The sequence below is a fragment of the Aquabacter sp. genome (assembly GCF_965279295.1).
Classification (GTDB): domain Bacteria; phylum Pseudomonadota; class Alphaproteobacteria; order Rhizobiales; family Xanthobacteraceae; genus Aquabacter.
The window spans coordinates 72,759-89,297 of the sequence record NZ_CBDIHQ010000006.1 but is presented as its reverse complement, the minus strand read 5'-3'; the positions used below and the strand labels follow the sequence as shown (position 1 = coordinate 89,297).

At 64.3% G+C, this 16,539-nt stretch carries 14 protein-coding genes; 8 read left to right on the top strand and 6 right to left on the bottom strand.

Going from position 1 to position 16,539, the window contains the following annotated elements; translation table 11 throughout:
* Window positions 1-16: 16 nt before the first annotated feature.
* From ADADO0_RS01885 to ADADO0_RS01875, 3 genes are all read right to left on the bottom strand, one after another.
* Window positions 17-2,428, bottom strand: coding sequence for a hypothetical protein (locus ADADO0_RS01885; RefSeq protein ID WP_511303385.1), 2,412 nt, complete (start codon window positions 2,426-2,428; stop codon window positions 17-19).
* A gap of 535 nt (window positions 2,429-2,963) precedes the next feature.
* Window positions 2,964-3,257 (bottom strand): hypothetical protein, encoded by a 294-nt coding sequence (locus ADADO0_RS01880; protein WP_511303384.1) that lies wholly within the window; start codon window positions 3,255-3,257, stop codon window positions 2,964-2,966.
* Window positions 3,258-3,361: 104 nt separating this feature from the next.
* Window positions 3,362-6,022: a bifunctional diguanylate cyclase/phosphodiesterase gene (locus ADADO0_RS01875; RefSeq protein WP_511303383.1), complete on the bottom strand. Its 2,661-nt coding sequence runs from the start codon at window positions 6,020-6,022 to the stop codon at window positions 3,362-3,364.
* A gap of 193 nt (window positions 6,023-6,215) precedes the next feature.
* Between ADADO0_RS01875 and ADADO0_RS01870 the strand changes: the two genes are divergently transcribed.
* A complete protein-coding gene (locus ADADO0_RS01870) occupies window positions 6,216-6,425 on the top strand; it encodes a hypothetical protein (protein ID WP_511303382.1) in 210 nt (69 codons plus the stop codon).
* Window positions 6,426-6,431: 6 nt separating this feature from the next.
* On the opposite strand, the gene panC is transcribed toward ADADO0_RS01870, so the two are convergent.
* A complete protein-coding gene (gene panC, locus ADADO0_RS01865) occupies window positions 6,432-7,283 on the bottom strand; it encodes a pantoate--beta-alanine ligase (protein ID WP_511303381.1) in 852 nt (283 codons plus the stop codon).
* A 200-nt stretch (window positions 7,284-7,483) separates the two neighbouring features.
* Between panC and ADADO0_RS01860 the strand changes: the two genes are divergently transcribed.
* Window positions 7,484-8,209 (top strand): VWA domain-containing protein, encoded by a 726-nt coding sequence (locus ADADO0_RS01860; RefSeq protein ID WP_511303380.1) that lies wholly within the window; start codon window positions 7,484-7,486, stop codon window positions 8,207-8,209.
* Window positions 8,206-8,904: a J domain-containing protein gene (locus ADADO0_RS01855; protein WP_511303379.1), complete on the top strand. Its 699-nt coding sequence runs from the start codon at window positions 8,206-8,208 to the stop codon at window positions 8,902-8,904. The genes ADADO0_RS01860 and ADADO0_RS01855 overlap by 4 nt, the downstream gene beginning before the upstream one ends.
* A gap of 22 nt (window positions 8,905-8,926) precedes the next feature.
* Here the strand turns inward: ADADO0_RS01855 and ADADO0_RS01850 are convergent, their stop codons facing one another.
* The gene (locus ADADO0_RS01850; RefSeq protein ID WP_511303378.1) at window positions 8,927-10,789 is read right to left on the bottom strand and encodes a D-alanyl-D-alanine carboxypeptidase; all 1,863 of its coding nucleotides are present in this window, start codon (window positions 10,787-10,789) and stop codon (window positions 8,927-8,929) included.
* Between the two features lie 271 nt (window positions 10,790-11,060).
* Between ADADO0_RS01850 and ADADO0_RS01845 the strand changes: the two genes are divergently transcribed.
* The 5 genes from ADADO0_RS01845 to ADADO0_RS01825 all read left to right on the top strand — a co-directional run bounded on the left by ADADO0_RS01845 (window position 11,061) and on the right by ADADO0_RS01825 (window position 16,199).
* Window positions 11,061-11,396, top strand: coding sequence for a phasin family protein (locus ADADO0_RS01845; RefSeq protein ID WP_511303377.1), 336 nt, complete (start codon window positions 11,061-11,063; stop codon window positions 11,394-11,396).
* 254 nt (window positions 11,397-11,650) lie between these two features.
* Window positions 11,651-11,992, top strand: a complete 342-nt coding sequence (clpS, locus tag ADADO0_RS01840; protein WP_511303409.1) for an ATP-dependent Clp protease adapter ClpS — start codon at window positions 11,651-11,653, stop codon at window positions 11,990-11,992.
* Window positions 11,993-12,146: 154 nt separating this feature from the next.
* Window positions 12,147-14,618, top strand: coding sequence for an ATP-dependent Clp protease ATP-binding subunit ClpA (clpA, locus tag ADADO0_RS01835; RefSeq protein WP_511303376.1), 2,472 nt, complete (start codon window positions 12,147-12,149; stop codon window positions 14,616-14,618).
* 160 nt (window positions 14,619-14,778) lie between these two features.
* Window positions 14,779-15,732, top strand: coding sequence for a lipoyl synthase (gene lipA, locus ADADO0_RS01830; protein ID WP_511303375.1), 954 nt, complete (start codon window positions 14,779-14,781; stop codon window positions 15,730-15,732).
* A 2-nt stretch (window positions 15,733-15,734) separates the two neighbouring features.
* The gene (locus ADADO0_RS01825) at window positions 15,735-16,199 is read left to right on the top strand and encodes a type II toxin-antitoxin system RatA family toxin (RefSeq protein ID WP_511303374.1); all 465 of its coding nucleotides are present in this window, start codon (window positions 15,735-15,737) and stop codon (window positions 16,197-16,199) included.
* Between the two features lie 6 nt (window positions 16,200-16,205).
* Here the strand turns inward: ADADO0_RS01825 and ADADO0_RS01820 are convergent, their stop codons facing one another.
* Window positions 16,206-16,526 (bottom strand): DMT family transporter, encoded by a 321-nt coding sequence (locus ADADO0_RS01820; RefSeq protein WP_511303373.1) that lies wholly within the window; start codon window positions 16,524-16,526, stop codon window positions 16,206-16,208.
* Window positions 16,527-16,539: the final 13 nt, after the last annotated feature.

Sequence of the window (16,539 nt, the reverse complement as noted above, 5' to 3'; positions counted from 1 at the left end):
TTCGGCGCCCCCTTTTTTATGTCCGGCCCATCAACCGAACATCCCCGAGCGAGATTGCCCCGCAGTTCGACGGCGGCTCCACCGTAATGCGGATCTCGGCCACCGAGGGCGCCAGCAGCCAGCGTGGCGAACTGTCGAGCGGCACGAGGTTGAGCGGGAATGAGGCCTCGAAGGTAAGGCTCCATTGCGGGCTGAACGCCTCCTGGCCCCCGCGCCATGAGACGACAACGCGCGGCATTTGCGTTCCGTTGGCGCATGCCACGTCCAGCGCGAGAACGCCGTAGCGCTCAGGCGGCGCCATCGTCGGGATGGCGTAGGTCCATGAGAGGGCAGCGCCTTCGGGCGTACCGGTCGCCATCGACTGGAGCGGCACCGTGTCCGGGCGAAGCTGCCCCAGCAATTTGCCGAGCGAGCGCCCCCACGCGGACGGCAGGCGATTAAGCTCGGTGAGATGGAACGCCGCCGACCATGTCTCCATGTCTGCAGAGGCGCCCGCCAGCGTTAATCCCTTGAGTCGGTCGACCAGATCGGACCTCACGCCATAGGTGTACGCCCCGACTTGGAACGGCGTGTAATGCGCCAGGACATACCGGTAGATCTGGAACGCGCGCAGCGGCAGGCTGTAGCCGTCGTGCTCGTAGCTATCCACGCCCGCGAGGACCAGTGGGGGAGGGTCGTCCTTGAAACTGTCCAGGTCGCGTGCCTGGAAGGCCCTCGGCGCGGCATTGTAGGTGCTGGCGATGGGAACTGGCACGGGCCGTTCCAGATAGAAATAGAGCGCGTTGCGGTTTGTCAGGTCGAAGAAGGTCTCACCGGGCTTCAGCACATGCTCGACCACCGCCTTGACCGCCAGCAGCCGCGACATGCCCACCGGCTCCAGCTTCGCCATTCCAAGCGTGGGCAGGGCGGCATCGGCCGGGGATGCGGCGGCGCGCTGGGCCACCAGCAGGGGGAGGTTCGACCACCGCTGGAGCGCGTTCGGCACCGGCGCCGCCGTCAGCATCAGCAGAAACGCCAGAATGCCCTGGGTGAGGCCGACCACTCGGCCGTCGATGTGCGGGAAATATCGCTTCAAGCCGGGCGCCGCGATCCACACCGCCATGGCGACAAGGATGAGGCTGGTGGCGAGATAGCCCCGATAGATGTTGTGGTCGAGCCGCCCCATGGCATAGGGCGTGAACAGCAGAACGAAGGCGACCAGCGGCGCCAGCGCCAGCGCAAGGCGGCCGGCATCCGCCCATGTGGCGACCTGTTTGGGTCGTGCCAGAAGGGCGAAGCCGAGAGCGGGCGTGAGCGCGAACAGCAGGGTGGCGCCCATCTGGAGCAGCCGTGACACCCTAAAGCCGGGCGCAGGAACGAAATTGTTGCCGTAGACGAACAGATTGGTGTCGGCCGCGGTGGAGAGGAAGAAAAGCTCCCCTCCGATCTGCCGCCAAAGCAGAAGAACCAGAGCCAGCCCGCAGGCGGCGCCGCCTGCGAGGGTGCGCAAAAGGGAGGGCACAGTCCAGTCGCGGAAGAGAAACACCGCCATGAAGGCGCTGGGAAGCGCTGTGGCGACACCCGTGCCATTGAGCAGAAAGACGCTGGCGGCGACCGCCCCCGCCAGCACGGCGCCGAACAGGACGTCGTTTCTGATGGAAGCGGTCGCGACGATCGCGACAACCACAAGCACGGCGAGGAAATTGCCCAGCAGGATGCCAAGCGAGGCCAGCAGCAGGACGCCCACCAGCGGGCCGCAAAAGCGGAACAGCAGCCAGCCGGTCAGCACGGTGGCGAAATAGAACGCGTAGGTCTGGCCGATGACGATGCCAGTCGCGCTCGCATCGCCGAGCAGCCATGGGCCGAGAATGCCGGCGGCGTCGATCAGTCCATGGGCGGTGAAGAAGGTGCTGAATAGGCCGCCGTCCGCCAGCGCGCGCACGGCGAGCAGGGGTTCGGAAAAATGATAGTCGTCCGCTGGGAGGAAAGAGACATTGGCCCGCTGCGTCGTCACCAGCGCGAGCGCAATTGCCAGGGGCAGCAGTGGCGCATCTCGCCATGTGCCTGCCGCGCGGATGCGCAGCCAGTTGATGACCTGCACCGCCGCCACGAGAGAGAGCGCCCAAACCAGAGCATCGAGTGGCGTGACGCGCGCCCCAGCGGGTAGCCAGAAGGTCGGGGCAATCAGGCTTGCGGCGACAGCCACGCCGAGCCCCGCGATGCCATAGGCGATGGTGAGGGCGGATGTGCGCTCATGGGTGGCGACGGCGAGTGCGGTCAACGCCACATATCCCACCAGCAGTGTCACGCGGACATTCTGGACGCCGAAATTATTCGCTGTCCAGGCGCCCAGCGCGGCCAGCATGAACACCGTGGCGAAAGCCGAAGCCCATCGCTCGCGGAACGACCCATGGAGCGTCGCTGCGCCGAGGGCGAAAAGCAGAAACACCGCCGCATCGGCAAGCCGCCCCAGCGCGCCCGCAGCGCTCAGGAGGGCGCCCGCCAGAACAAAATAAAAGAGGTATTCGAGATTGGGGTTCGCGAATTTTATTTTTGATCTGGCTTCACTCTCTCTCGCGGAGAGAAAAAATACGAAAATAAATGACAGGGACTGAATTAATAACGAAATCCCGATGATGGATAAATCGCGGATCTTGCTCTTGTCGTAATAAATCCCGCCGCTGTTCGTCAGTTCTTTTACAAATGGAAGGTGCGGAAAGCAAACATAAGCCAGCGCCGAGAAGGCGATGGCTGTGACAGCCGCGAGACATAGCCTGAGAAAATAAACTTGCCGCTGAAGGCCCAGCCGGGGGAGAAGCGCGAGCGGTGCGGAGAATTGCGCTTTGATTTTCTCTCCGAAACCGTACGGCATCGACAACCCCGGGCCATGCCGGGGCAGTCGATATCGAGGACGCACATCGGCCGTCTAGCCATAGCGACAGGGGCATAGGCCGGCAATAGCGGGAGGCGCGCGCTATAGCGCGCTACTTGGGCTGCACGTCCTGCGCGCCGCCCGGCGTTCCCGGTGGCGGGATCACTGGCATGGTGCCGGTATTCGGCGCCGGCTTGGTGAGGCCGGGATCGAGGTTCTGCGTCGGCGGGATCACGCCGTCTGTGCGATCCAGGCGATCACTGAGGTTTTCGCCCGGACGCGGCGCCGGGATGGTGGGGCCCGGCGCATCCGGCGGGCGGGCGCCGGTTCCGACCTGCGCGAAGGCGGGGGCGGTGACGCTCAAGGCAAGGCTGACGAGGGCGACCCTCGCGATGGGGAATGTCATATTGCCTCCCTTCGACGGCGCTCGCCGGCTGGAGCCGGAGCGCACTGGTTCCGGGAGCTAACGGGCCTCGCGCGGGCGTGGTTCCAATCCGTCCCGCTGCGGGCCTACAGGAGAAGGGTCGGCAACAGCCGCCGCTGCTCGCGGATAACGGCCTGGAATTCAGCCAGCGGCATGGGCTTCGCGAACAGGAAACCCTGTCCGGTGGAGCAGCCCATGGACAGCAGCGCCTGCCGCTGCTCCTCGGTCTCGATCGCCTCGGCCGTCACCGTCACGTTGAGCGTGCGCGCGAGGCCGAGGGTCATGTCAACGATGGAGCGGGAGACGATATCCGACGCAACACTGCGCACGAAGGAACCGTCCACCTTCAGTTCGTCGAAGTTCATCAGATTGAGGTAGCTGAGCGATGAATAGCCCGTGCCGAAATCGTCGAGGGAGACCTTCACGCCCGTCTCGCGGATGCGATTGATCTTTGCCACCGTCTCCTCGAGCTGGAGACTGAAAACGGATTCCGTCAACTCAAGCACGATCAGGTCCGGCCGCACCTTGTACCGGCGCAGGTGGTCGGCGAGGATCACATCGACGTCCTCGCGGTCGAACTGAACCGGCGAGACGTTCACCGAAATCGGCACCGGGCCGCGCCCATGCGTGGGCCATAAGGCCAGCAAGCGCAACACTTCCCCCATCACCCAGTCACCGATGGGCAGGATCAGTCCGCTCTCCTCGGCGATAGGAATGAAACGGTCGGGGGGCTGGAGACCGAAGATCGGGTGGCGCCAGCGGATCAGGGCTTCCGCGCCGATCACCTCGCCCGAGGCAAGATCCACTTTGGGCTGGAACGCAAGCTCGAACTCCTGCTGGACGATCGCCTTCTGAAGGGATTCGTAGAGCCGCACCCGCTCGTGGGCGTCGGCCTCGATCTTGGCGTTGAAGAATGCCGAGGAGGCTTGCCCCCGCCGTTTTGCCAGGCCATGGGCGATCTCCGCCGCCTGGATCAGCTTTTCAGCGTTCCGGCCCACGTCGGATACTCGCGCGCCGCCCACCGTCATGCGCACATTGAAGGTATGGCCCTTCAGGCGGTGCTCGTGGGTCATATGATGGATCAGGCTCTCAAGCCGCTGCGCGCTGGTGGTGCCGTGCCCGGCTCCGGGGACGAAAACACAGAATTTGTCACTGTCGATGCGGCCGGCGATGCAGCCGAGTTCCGAGAGGCCGCCCACCGTGGCGCCGATGGCCGCGAACGCCTCTCCGCTCACCTCGAAGCCACGGGTTTCCTTCAACTCCGCAAGACCGACAATATCGAACACGAACAGGCAGTCCTCGCCGACCGCTTGTGGCAGGGCTGAAGTTAGGGCGGCCTGGAAGCCCTCGCGATTGGCGAGGCCGGTCTGCGAATCCACGATCAACTGGGAGCGAAGCCGCAGTTCAAGCGCCCGCTGCTTCGAGATGTCGACCACCAGGATCGCATAGCCCTCGGTGGCGCGGTCGAGGGTGATCCGGCTGATGTTGACCGTGAAATAGCGGTCGGTGCCTTCGTGCTGGCACCGCAGCTCCAACACGCGGTTGGATTTTCCCGCTATCGCGACGGCGTCGATGTCGGTGAGGGATTTTTGCTGGTCTTCGATCTGGCCGTGATCGGCGCCGCCGACCACCGCATGCCGCAGCGACTTGAAGACGTCCTCACGCATTGCGGCTGGGATGGCGAACAGGTCGCCCAGCGACAGCCAATTCTCATTGCTGCGGATAACGATGCCGTCCGAGGACGCGATGGCGAGGCAGGCGGGTGTCTGCCGGAACATGGTGTCGAGCAGAGAGGAGGCTTCCTCCCGCCGCCGGATGCTACGCGCTCCGGCAAGACCGACGAAGATGATGAAAGCGCTCATCGTGCCGGCGAGCGAAAGTAGCATCTGGCTGTGGGCGCGCCATTGCGCAAACAATTGCCGGGTCGGCAGGGAGATGGTGAATATCACAGGCAGATCGGGCAAGGAGCGGGCGATGGTGAAGCGATCGGTGCCGCTCAGGATGCCAGGCGCCGTAATCGCCACCATGTGTCCGCGCCCAGTTCCCAATTTCTTGAACAATTCCGCATCCTGAAAGGATCGGCCATAGAGGGAGGGATCGTCAGGGGCGCGGGCTATGATCTTGAAATCGGAACTGAATAGCGAAATGACGATGCCGGGGTCCGGCCGGTAGGAATTGAGCACGCTCTGAAAAAGGCCGGTCTCGATGGAGGCGCCCATGACGCCGATAACCACACCGTCGGGTCCGAAAATCGGCCGGCTGGCGAAGAACCGCCATTGATTGAGCACCCGGCTCGTCACGGTCTCGGAAATGAACAGCGAGCTCGGCTGTGCCTTGAGGGCCTCGATGAAATAATTGCGGTCGGCAAATGAGAACTTAGGCAGGGCGCCCGGTCGCGAATTCGCGAAGCTCATTCCGTTCTTGTCGAGCGCGAAGATCGCGGACAGGCCGCTGACGCCGATGGAGAAGTCGTTGAACTTGTTCTGTAAAAGGACAAGGTCCGGTTCCTGGCCGTCCGCCATCTCGGCCGCAACTTCATGGCCCGCTTCCACGAGAACGCGGTCGATGCCGTTCAGGGTTTTGCCGACGAATTCCACCATCACCGCGCTGGCATTTTCCATGCGGCTACGGTTGTCCCGGAACACCAGTTCCTTGTCGTAATAGATGTAGAAGACCGCGCAGGACATGAGCAGTACGGCGAAGCAAAACGATGCCACGACAATCAGCTTTGCCTGGCTCAGCTTCATACGCCCACGGCGTCCCTCGCCCTGTTCAAGTTACTTTCCTCACATTCAATCGTTTTAAAATTCGATCTGTCAAGAATGGTATCGGGATAATAGGTGGTGTTTTTAGCAGGTTAATAGCCCAGCTGGTCAGGGTGCCATGCGAACCATAAGCGGTTTTCCCGCGTTTCATTCCAAGTTGGTTAAGGAGTGAACGATGATGAATGAGCCAAGGAACGAGCCGAGCGAAGGGCAGCAGGACCGTGAATTTCATACCCCCGACGCTCAGGGGCCGGCTGGCGAGGCGATCAAGCTGGCGTCGCAGGCGCGCCAGGGCGTGTCGTCCGGCCGGGTCATGACGATCCTCCTGGCTGGCCTCATCCTGGTGATCGTCGGCTTTGCCGTCAGCTATATCGGTGCTGTGTAAATCAGCTTAGACGCCGATATTGTCGATGAGCCTGGTCTTCCCCAGCCAGGCCGCCACCAGCAGACGCACTGGCCCCTGCGCCGGGGCGTCGGCGGGCAGGGCAGCAAGGCTCTCCGCGTGCCGGGCCTCGACATAATCCACCTTGAGGCCGGCGGTTGCGATGAGATCGCGCGCGTGAGCGGTTGCTGTTGCGGGTGACGTGCCTGCGCGGATCGCCGCGGCGGCGTCCTCGAGCGCGCGGCGGATGACCGGAGCGATCGCGCGATCTTCCGGCGAGAGATAGCGGTTGCGCGAGGACAGGGCGAGGCCGTCCGCCTCGCGCACCGTGCTCCCCGGAACCACTTGGGTCCTCAGATCAAGGTCGCGCGCCATGCGCGTGACGACCTTGAGCTGCTGGTAGTCCTTTTCCCCGAACATGGCGAAATCCGCCTCGCTCTGCAGAAATAGCTTCGCGACCACAATGGCGACGCCAGAGAAGAAATGCGGGCGGAAATCCGTCTCCAGCCCTTCGGTGGGGCCGGTCAGGGAAATGCTGGTGCTGAAGCCGGGCGGATACATTTCACTTGCGGACGGCAGATAGACCAGATCCGCGCCCACCTCTCCCAGCAGCGTCAGATCGGCCTCGAAGGTGCGGGGGTAGCGGGAGAAATCCTCGTTTGGGGCGAACTGGGTCGGGTTGACGAAAATCGAGACGATGACCCGCCGCGCAAGGGTCTGCGCCTGCTTGACCAGGGCGATGTGCCCCGCGTGCAGGGCGCCCATGGTCGGGACGATGGCGACCTTCGATCCCTCGGCACGGTAGAGGGCGACCTCATTGCGCAGCGCCGCGACTGTTTCCACCACCTTCGGTGTCTGCACGTCCGTTTCCTCCCAGAACCCGTTTGGCGCGGAACCTAAATCGGCGCGCGCCCGGAGGGAAGCGGGCCGCGCTCCCCGGTGTGGTGCGGGGCACACCTTGTGCGAAAGGCGCTGCGGCTTATGTTTGCCGCCATGCGGCGCCGCCTCGAATCCCTGTCCGAATTTCTTCTGGTTCCCTCAGATACGGGGTCCGCCCGGCTATGACGCCGAAAATTCCGGCTTCCAAAAGCCAGTCGCCGGCGGTGGAGGGGGTCTCCAGCCGGTCTGAACTCGATGCCTTCCTCGCGGCGGCGAAAACCACAGCGCCGGTGAGTGCGGGAACCGGGCGCCTCGCTTTTGCGCTCGATGCCACCTTCTCGCGGCAGCCCACCTGGGATCTCGCATGCGAAATCCAGGCGGACCTGTTTCGCGCCGCCGCCGATCTCGGTGGGCTGGAGGTGAAGCTGATTTATTATCGCGGCTCCGATGAATGCCGGGCCTCGCCCTGGCTCTCGGACGCGCAGGTGCTGGGCACCATGATGCGGCGGATCACCTGCCGGGGCGGGCTGACGCAGATTTCCCGAGTGCTCGGGCATCTTTCCTCTGAGGTCGAACGCTCCGGCGTCAAGGCGGCGGTGTTTGTCGGCGACGCCATGGAGGAGGACCCGGCCGTTCTGTGCGAAAAGGCCGGGCGCCTTGGTCTGCTGGGCCTACGACTGTTCATGTTCCAGGAAGGGCGCGATGCTCGCGTGGAGAGTGTGTTCAAGGAGATGGCACGCCTGTCGGGCGGCGCCTGGTGCCGCTTCGAGCCCGGCGCGGGAGATGAATTGCGGTCGCTTCTGCGGGCGGTCGCGGCTTATGCCGCCGGGGGGCGGACGGCGTTGTTGAAGGCGGGCGGTTCCGGCTCGGTCCGGTTGCTCGCCGCTATGGGAGATCCTTCATCGTGACCTTGATCGCCGGCGCGATCGCCCTCGCCCTCATCCTCTATCTGTTAAATCTCTGGAAAAAGGCCAATCCCAAGGCCCTGGCGCGTCGGCTTATGCAGACCGGCGGGGTCGCGGTGCTGATCGCCGCGGCGGGCCTTCTTGTCACCGGCCGGGTGTTCGCGGCGATCCCCCTTGCAGGGGTCGGCTTCGCCATGCTCGGGCGGGCGGGGGGCGGACTTTCCGGCATGTTTGCGAAGGCGCCGCCCAAGGTCTCGCGGGTGCGCTCACCCTATATCGAGATGGAGCTTAACCACCGCACGGGCGCCTTGAAGGGAACCATTATCGCCGGCCCCCAGGCGGGCACTTCGCTCGATTCCCTCGGTGTCGAAGCGCTCGTCGGCCTGCGCGGGTCGCTCGACCCGCAGTCTTTGGCGCTAGTCGAAGCTTATCTCGACCGCCGGGCGCCCGCCTGGCGTGAAAACCGTGAGGCTCACGCGGGTAGCGGGGGCGGCCGGCAGTCGCCTGGCGTGGGCAGCGCGATGACCGAACAGGAGGCCTATGAGGTTCTTGGGCTTGAAGCGGGGGCGGGAGAGGCCGCGGTGCGCAGTGCCCACCGGTCCCTGATGAAGAAGCTCCACCCCGATCATGGCGGGTCCGACTACCTGGCGGCGCGTGTCAATCAGGCCAAGGACGTCATCCTGCGCAAACATCGCTGAGTCTTCCGCTAAACGCTCTACATCAATTCCTGAGAGTCATGCAGGCAAACTGGTTGCGTTGCAGTAAACGGCACGCCTCCTGGGCGCCTTTTTCATCGAAACCGGCAAAACGCGCCCGGTAAAAATCTGTCGAGCCCTTGCTGGCCTTCTCGACATAGGGTTCGGCAGAGCCGAGCGCGGACTTGGCCTTCGACTTCGCGAGATCGAGCTGGGCCTTGGCTTCCTTCTCGCCACCGAAGGCACCGATCTGGATCATCCAGCCGGGACGGTGGCTTGTGGTGGCGGGTTCGCTCCGCGCGGGTTCGGGTCTGGCCGGCGCCAGTGCCGCGGCGGGGATCGCCACCGGCCCGGCGGATGCGGTGCGTACCGGGTGCTGCAACACCGGCTGTTGCGCCACTGGAGCAGCGGCGAGTGGAGCGGTGGCAACCGGAGGAAGCGTCTGCATCTGCAACGGTGCCGCATAAGCCGGCTGGGGCGAAGGCGCCTGGACGGCGGCGACCTGGGCCGGGGCGCGGATCGCGGGCGGAGACGGCATCCTGGCGGCGGGAGCCTGTGCGGCGACCTGAGCCTGAGCGGGAGCGTGGGCGACAGGCGCCTGAACCGCGATGGCGGCCGGGGGAACCGGCCCGCTGCCGGAGAAGCTAGGCGCCGGCACGGTTTGGATGGCCGGGCGGGTGATCGCCACGGTCTTCACCGCCGTCGGCTTGATGGGCTCCGCGGAGCCAACCATCTGGTTGCGGGACGGGATCGCGGCGGTGGTCACGGGATCGGCGGCATAGGCCATGCGCTGCGGCTGGGGCAGGGGCGCCACCGGGCCGGGCGCAGACTGTGGCGCCATCTGCGGTGCCGCTTCGGCGACCGCCACCTCGGTGGCCCTCGGCGCGGTGCGGCGGCCGGCATAGGCGCGGGTGAAGTTGGAGCTGATGAGGTTGGTCATGCGGGTGTCGCGCGACCCCGCGCTGGCGCCCCCCATGACCACGCCGATCACGAACTTGTCGTCGTTGTGCACGGAGGTCAGCAGGTTGAAGCCGGATGCGTTGGTGTAGCCGGTCTTAATGCCGTCCACGCCCTCGAGGCGGCCGAACATGCGATTGTGGTTGCCGATCGACTCGCCCCGGTAGGTGAAGCTGCGGGTCGAGAAGTATTTGTACTGCCGGGGGAAGCGGTCCTGGATGGCGATGCCGAGGGTGGCGAGATCGCGCGCCGTGGTGAGCTGGCCCTTGTTGGGCAGGCCCGAGGCGTTGCGGAATTGGGTGTTGGTCATGCCCAGCGCCCGCGCCTTGCGGGTCATCATGGACGCAAAGGTGGATTCGTCGCCGCCGATGGCTTCCGCGATCACCACGGCCACGTCGTTGGCCGAGCGGGTGACGACGGCCTTGATGGCGTCCTCGACCTCAATGGTCTGGCCCGGGCGCAGGTTGAGCTTGGAGGGCGACTGCGATGCCGCGAATTGCGACACCACCAGCCCGCTGTCCAGCTTCAGGCGGCCGGCCTCCAGCTGCTCGAACAGCATGTAAAGGGTCATCACCTTGGTGACGGAGGCGGGGTGAAGCTGGACGTCGGCATTGTCCTCATAGAGGACCTTGCCGGTATTGGCGTCGACGATGAACGCCGACTGGCCCCGGCGCCAACCGCCGCCGGTGTTGTTGTCGTCGTCCTTCCTGGCGCTCTGCGTGCCCTGCGTCTTGGATGTCTGCGACTTCGCGCTCTGCGACTTTGACGTCGACTTCGTCGTCGATTTGGCGGTCTGCGTCGTCGCCGCCTTGGTCTTCGCCTGCTTCTTCGGCTTCGCGTCGGCGGCGCCGGCGACGAGGCAGAAGGAGGCGGCAATCGCCGCCACGAGGAGCTTTGCCGGAAAAGTGCCGTTCGCCAGCGACATACGCATGTAAATCGTTCCGTGTCAGTCCGGGGTGGCGCGAGACCGTAGCCAACGACAACGCGCCTGACGCGCCGCAGCAACCGGGAAGCGATGGAGTGACCGTCTTTGAAGTTAGAAACCCGCAGTTACCAAGGCGTAAATTCGGCAACAAATGGCATGGTGCAGTGCACAATTTTCTTGACGATTATGTTGCAGTGCATATTATGAAGCTTGGGCAGGGCTAATTGCCCGTAGCGTGCTGTTTCAGCGAAAAGCGCACGTCAGGAAAGGAAATCCCATGGTCCAGATGCAGAATGCAGAAGAATTCCAGAAGATCGGCAAAGACAACGTCGATCTGGCCCTCAAGAGCTTTGGCGCGTGGTCCAAGGGCGCTCAGGCAATCGCCGTCGAGATGGCCGACTACACCAAAAGCTCCTTCGAGCTGAGCACCTCGACGATGGAAAAGATGCTCGGCGTGAAGTCGATCGAGCAGGCCGTCGAGATCCAGCAGACCTATTACAAGACCGCCTATGAGTCGCTCGTCGCCGAGATGACCAAGATCCGCGAATTGTATACCGGCCTCGCCAAAGAGGCGTTCAAGCCCTACGAAGCGACCTTCTCGAAGTTTAACTGAAGGCGCGCCCGGCCCTTCGTGGCCGGGCTCAGCTTCGATCCGGAAGCATTAAAAAGACAGGTGCCGGGAGCCGAATTCTAAGGTTCCGGCACCTTCCGGTCTGGCGCAGACGGCCCGGCGTTCCTATTATTTGGCAATCGCTGCGGTGGCAGGCCGTGTGGCCTCGTCTCCTCCCGCTTTGCGTAGCATTGCCGATGACACAGACCGATCAGAACGCCAATCACAGTTTTCCCGAACTTCTCCGGCCTGCCTCCATGGCGGGCGGCGATGGCGATAAGCCGCGTCGTGGCAGCAATACCGGCCCCGGAACCTCGGTCATCACCCGCACCAAGCCGCAGACCAAGCGGCCCAGCCTCTATCGCGTGCTGCTGCTGAACGACGACTACACCCCCATGGAATTCGTGGTGCATGTGCTCGAGCGGTTCTTCAACAAGGACCGGGACGAAGCCAATGTCATCATGCTCCACGTCCACAACAGCGGCGTCGGGGAGTGCGGCATCTACACCTATGAAGTCGCCGAAACAAAAGTGACGCAGGTCATGGACTCCGCGCGCAAACACCAACATCCTCTCCAATGTGTGATGGAAAAGAAATGACGCCGTCACAAAGCGGCGCGGCGTTGGGATGAGGGAGCGGCAGGCAGAGGGCCTTGCGAAGCGCACAGGCCGGTACGAAGTTTAAGGGAGCGCGTACACGCCAGGGGCATTGGACCGGCCAGATCCTGGGGCGTGGTACGAGATAGAGGTTTAGATGCCAACTTTCTCACGCAGCCTCGAACAATCGCTCCATAGGGCCCTCGCTCTCGCGAACGAGCGCCACCACGAATATGCGACGCTCGAGCATTTGCTGCTCTCTCTCGTTGACGATCAGGATGCCGCTGCCGTGATGCGCGCCTGCAACGTCGATCTCGACAAGCTTCGCCGCAATCTCATCGAATATGTCGACAGCGAACTGGAAAACCTGGTCCAGGCGGGCGGGGACGATTCCAAGCCCACCGCCGGTTTCCAGCGGGTGATCCAGCGCGCCGTGATCCATGTCCAGTCTTCCGGCCGGGAAGAGGTGACGGGTGCCAACGTTTTGGTCGCCATTTTCGCCGAGCGCGAAAGCCACGCCGCCTATTTCCTGCAAGAGCAGGACATGACGCGGTATGACGCGGTCAACTACATTTCCCATGGCATCGCCAAGCGGGCCGGCATGTCCGAAAGCCGCCCCGTGCGCGGCGCCGAGGACGAGACCGAGACCAAGTCGGGCGACGACGGAAAGAAGAAGGCCGACGCGCTCGACGCCTATTGCGTGAACCTCAACAAGAAGGCGCACGAGGGCAAGGTCGATCCGCTGATCGGTCGGGACAAGGAAATCCAGCGCACCATCCAGGTGCTGTGCCGCCGGCAGAAGAACAATCCGCTGTTCGTCGGCGACCCCGGCGTCGGCAAGACCGCCATCGCCGAGGGTCTCGCGCGCCGCATCATCGACGGCGACGTGCCGGAGGTGCTCGCCACCGCCACCATCTTCTCGCTCGACATGGGTGCACTGCTCGCCGGAACCCGCTATCGCGGCGACTTCGAGGAGCGCCTCAAGCAGGTGGTGAAGGAGATCGAGGCCTATCCCAACGCCATCATGTTCATCGACGAGATCCATACCGTGATCGGCGCCGGTGCGACCTCTGGCGGGGCGATGGATGCCTCCAATCTGCTGAAGCCGGCGCTCGCCTCCGGCTCCCTGCGGTGCATGGGCTCCACCACCTACAAGGAATACCGGCAGTATTTCGAGAAGGACCGCGCTTTGGTGCGCCGGTTCCAGAAGATCGACGTGGCCGAGCCCACCGTGCCCGACGCCATCGAGATCCTGAAGGGCCTCAAGCCCTATTTCGAGGACTACCACAAGCTGCGCTACACCAACGAGGCCATCAAGGCCGCGGTGGAGCTTTCGGCCCGCTACATCCATGACCGCAAGCTGCCGGACAAGGCGATCGACGTGATCGACGAGAGCGGCGCGGCGCAGATGCTGATGCCGGAAAACCGGCGCAAGAAGATCATCGGCCTCAAGGAGATCGAGGCCACGATCGCCACCATGGCCCGCATTCCGCCGAAGTCCGTTTCGAAGGACGACGCCGAGGTGCTGGCCAATCTGGAAACCACGCTGAAGCGTGTGGTCTACGGGCAGGACAAGGCGATCGAGGCTCTGGCCGCCTCCATCAAGCTGGCGCGTGCCGGCCTGCGGGAGCCGGAGAAGCCGATCGGCTCCTACCTGTTCTCCGGCCCGACCGGCGTCGGCAAGACCGAGGTGGCCAAGCAGCTTGCCTCGATCCTCGGCGTGAACCTGCTGCGCTTCGACATGTCGGAATACATGGAGCGGCACACGGTTTCCCGCCTCATCGGCGCGCCTCCCGGCTATGTCGGGTTCGACCAGGGCGGGCTTTTGACCGACGGCGTCGACCAGACCCCGCACTGCGTGCTGCTGCTGGATGAAATCGAAAAGGCCCACCCGGACCTCTTCAACATCCTCCTGCAGGTGATGGATCACGGGAAGCTCACCGACCATAACGGCAAGTCGGTGGATTTCAGGAACGTCATCCTCATCATGACCAGCAACGCCGGTGCGGCCGACCTCTCCAAGGCGGCCTATGGCTTCACCCGCTCCAAGCGGGAGGGTGACGACATCGAGGCGATCAACCGGACCTTCGCACCGGAATTCCGCAACCGGCTGGATTCCGTCATCACCTTCGCCCACCTCCCCACAGAGGTGATCGGTCAGGTGGTGGAGAAGTTCGTGCTCCAGCTCGAAGCCCAGTTGGCGGACCGCAACGTCACCATCGCCCTCTCCGACGAGGCGACCGCATGGCTGATCGAGCGTGGTTACGACGAACAGATGGGTGCCCGCCCGATGGCGCGGGTGATCCAGGAGTTCATCAAGACCCCCCTCGCCGACCAGGTGCTGTTCGGCCGCCTCAAGGGCGGCGGGCACGTCCAGGTGGTGGTCGTGGAAGGCGAGGACGGGCGCACGAAGCTCGACTTCGAATTCCCCGAAGGCCCGATCACGCCCAAGCCGGAAAAGATCGCGCCCTCGCCGAAGCGGGCCCCGCGTCGCAAGGCGGAAGCCTCGCGGAGCAAGCCCCTGCGGCCCGGCACCAAGCCCGTAAAGCCGGGCCCGAAGTCCGGCCCCAAGGGCGGTTCGGGCGGCCCCAGCCGCCATGTGCCGAAGGTGCCTTTGGTCAAGGCCTGAAACAAACCAAGCGGGCGCCCCTTGAGGGCGCCCGTTTTCGCTGAGGCTGCGGTTCGGAACCCACAGGTCAGCCCTGCTTCCACAACACCTCGACGTTCGCGCTCGCGAACGCTACATCTAGGCGATACCGCCGCTGAAGGCGCGAGAGTGGCACCAACGCATGGTCACGGTCGTCAATACGCTGAACAGGCCCCGGCACCCCGAGAAGGCGAACCGCCCCGAGAACGAGGTGCTGCGCAAGCCGGACTGGATTCGGGTGAAGGCGCCCGGCTCGGCCGGCTGGAGCAAGACCGCCGAGATCGTGCGCGCCAACGGCTTGCACACGGTCTGCGAGGAAGCGGGCTGCCCGAACATCGGTGAGTGCTGGGAGAAGAAGCACGCCACCTTCATGATCATGGGCGACACCTGCACCCGCGCCTGCGCGTTCTGCAACGTGCGCACCGGCCTGCCGAAGGCGCTTGATCAGGACGAGCCGCAGAAGGTGGGCGAGGCGGTGGCCAAGCTCGGCCTCTCGCACGTCGTCATCACCTCGGTGGACCGCGACGACCTCTCCGACGGCGGCGCCGAACATTTCGCCCGCACCATCCGCGCCATTCGCGCCGGCAGCCCAGGCACCACGATCGAAATCCTCACCCCGGACTTCCTGCGCAAGAAGGGCGCGGTGGAGGTGGTGGTCGAGGCACGGCCCGACGTGTTCAACCACAATATGGAAACGGTGCCGGCCAAGTACCTCACGGTGCGGCCCGGCGCGCGCTATTTCCACTCGCTGCGCCTGCTTCAGCAGGTGAAGGAGCTGGACCCCTCCATCTTCACCAAGTCCGGCATCATGGTCGGCCTCGGCGAAGAGCGGAACGAGGTGCTCCAGATCATGGACGACCTGCGGGCGGCGGACGTCGACTTCATGACCATCGGCCAGTATCTCCAGCCGACCCGCCGCCACCACAAGGTGGAGCGTTTCGTGACGCCGGACGAGTTCAAGGCATTCGAGACGGTGGCCTATGCCAAGGGCTTCCTCATGGTGTCGTCGAGCCCGCTCACGCGCTCATCCCATCATGCGGGCGAGGATTTCGCCCGCCTGCGCACGGCGCGGGAAGCCAAGCTCGGCCGGGCCTGATCGTGCCGTCCTTTTCCAGCAGCCGCGTGGTGAAGCACAGCGCCGCCGACATGTTCGCGCTGGTGGCGGATGTCGAGCACTATCCGCAGTTCGTGCCGCTGTGCCAGGCGCTCCGCGTGCGCCGACGCACGCCGGCCGGCGAGGGCATCGAGGTTCTGGTGGCCGACATGACCGTCGCATACAAGCTGATCCGCGAGACCTTCACCTCGCGCGTCACGGTCGACCGGCCGCATCTGGCGATCCAGGTTGAGTATCTCGATGGGCCGTTCAGCCGCCTCGACAACCGGTGGGAGTTCCGCGACACGACGCCCGGCCGCAGCGAGGTGAAGTTCAATATCTCCTACGAATTCCGCTCGCGCACCTTGGGCCTTCTGATGGGCGCCATGTTCGACGCCGCCTTCCGCCGCTTCGCCGATGCCTTCGAGAAGCGGGCGGATGAGGTCTACGGGGCGCCCGAGAAGGTCTGAGCGCGCTCAGGACGAGGCGGAAACCTTCATCAGCACGATGCCGGACACGATGAGCACGCCGGCGATGATGCGCATGGCGCTCACCTCTTCGCCCAGCACGCAGATGCCCACCACGAACGCGCCCACCGCGCCGATGCCGGTCCACACCGTATAGGCGGTGCCCAGCGGCAGGGTTCGCATGGCGATGGAGAGCAGGCCGAAGCTGGCGGCCATGGTGACAAAAGTCACGATCGTCGGCGTCAGCCGCGTGAACCCTTCCGACTGCTTCATGAAGAAGGCCCAGACGACCTCAAGCAGACCGGCAATGAACAATAAGATCCAGGACATCTGGCCTCATTTA

Bases quoted from the DNA above. Each gene is read 5' to 3' on its own strand.
- ADADO0_RS01880 (WP_511303384.1), bottom strand. From the start codon at position 3,257: ATGACATTCCCCATCGCGAGGGTCGCCCTCGTCAGCCTTGCCTTGAGC.
- ADADO0_RS01875 (WP_511303383.1), bottom strand. From the start codon at position 6,022: ATGAAGCTGAGCCAGGCAAAGCTGATTGTCGTGGCATCGTTTTGCTTC.
- ADADO0_RS01870 (WP_511303382.1), top strand. From the start codon at position 6,216: ATGATGAATGAGCCAAGGAACGAGCCGAGCGAAGGGCAGCAGGACCGT.
- ADADO0_RS01860 (WP_511303380.1), top strand. From the start codon at position 7,484: ATGACGCCGAAAATTCCGGCTTCCAAAAGCCAGTCGCCGGCGGTGGAG.
- ADADO0_RS01850 (WP_511303378.1), bottom strand. From the start codon at position 10,789: ATGCGTATGTCGCTGGCGAACGGCACTTTTCCGGCAAAGCTCCTCGTG.
- ADADO0_RS01845 (WP_511303377.1), top strand. From the start codon at position 11,061: ATGGTCCAGATGCAGAATGCAGAAGAATTCCAGAAGATCGGCAAAGAC.
- clpS (WP_511303409.1), top strand. From the start codon at position 11,651: ATGGCGGGCGGCGATGGCGATAAGCCGCGTCGTGGCAGCAATACCGGC.
- clpA (WP_511303376.1), top strand. From the start codon at position 12,147: ATGCCAACTTTCTCACGCAGCCTCGAACAATCGCTCCATAGGGCCCTC.
- lipA (WP_511303375.1), top strand. From the start codon at position 14,779: ATGGTCACGGTCGTCAATACGCTGAACAGGCCCCGGCACCCCGAGAAG.
- ADADO0_RS01820 (WP_511303373.1), bottom strand. From the start codon at position 16,526: ATGTCCTGGATCTTATTGTTCATTGCCGGTCTGCTTGAGGTCGTCTGG.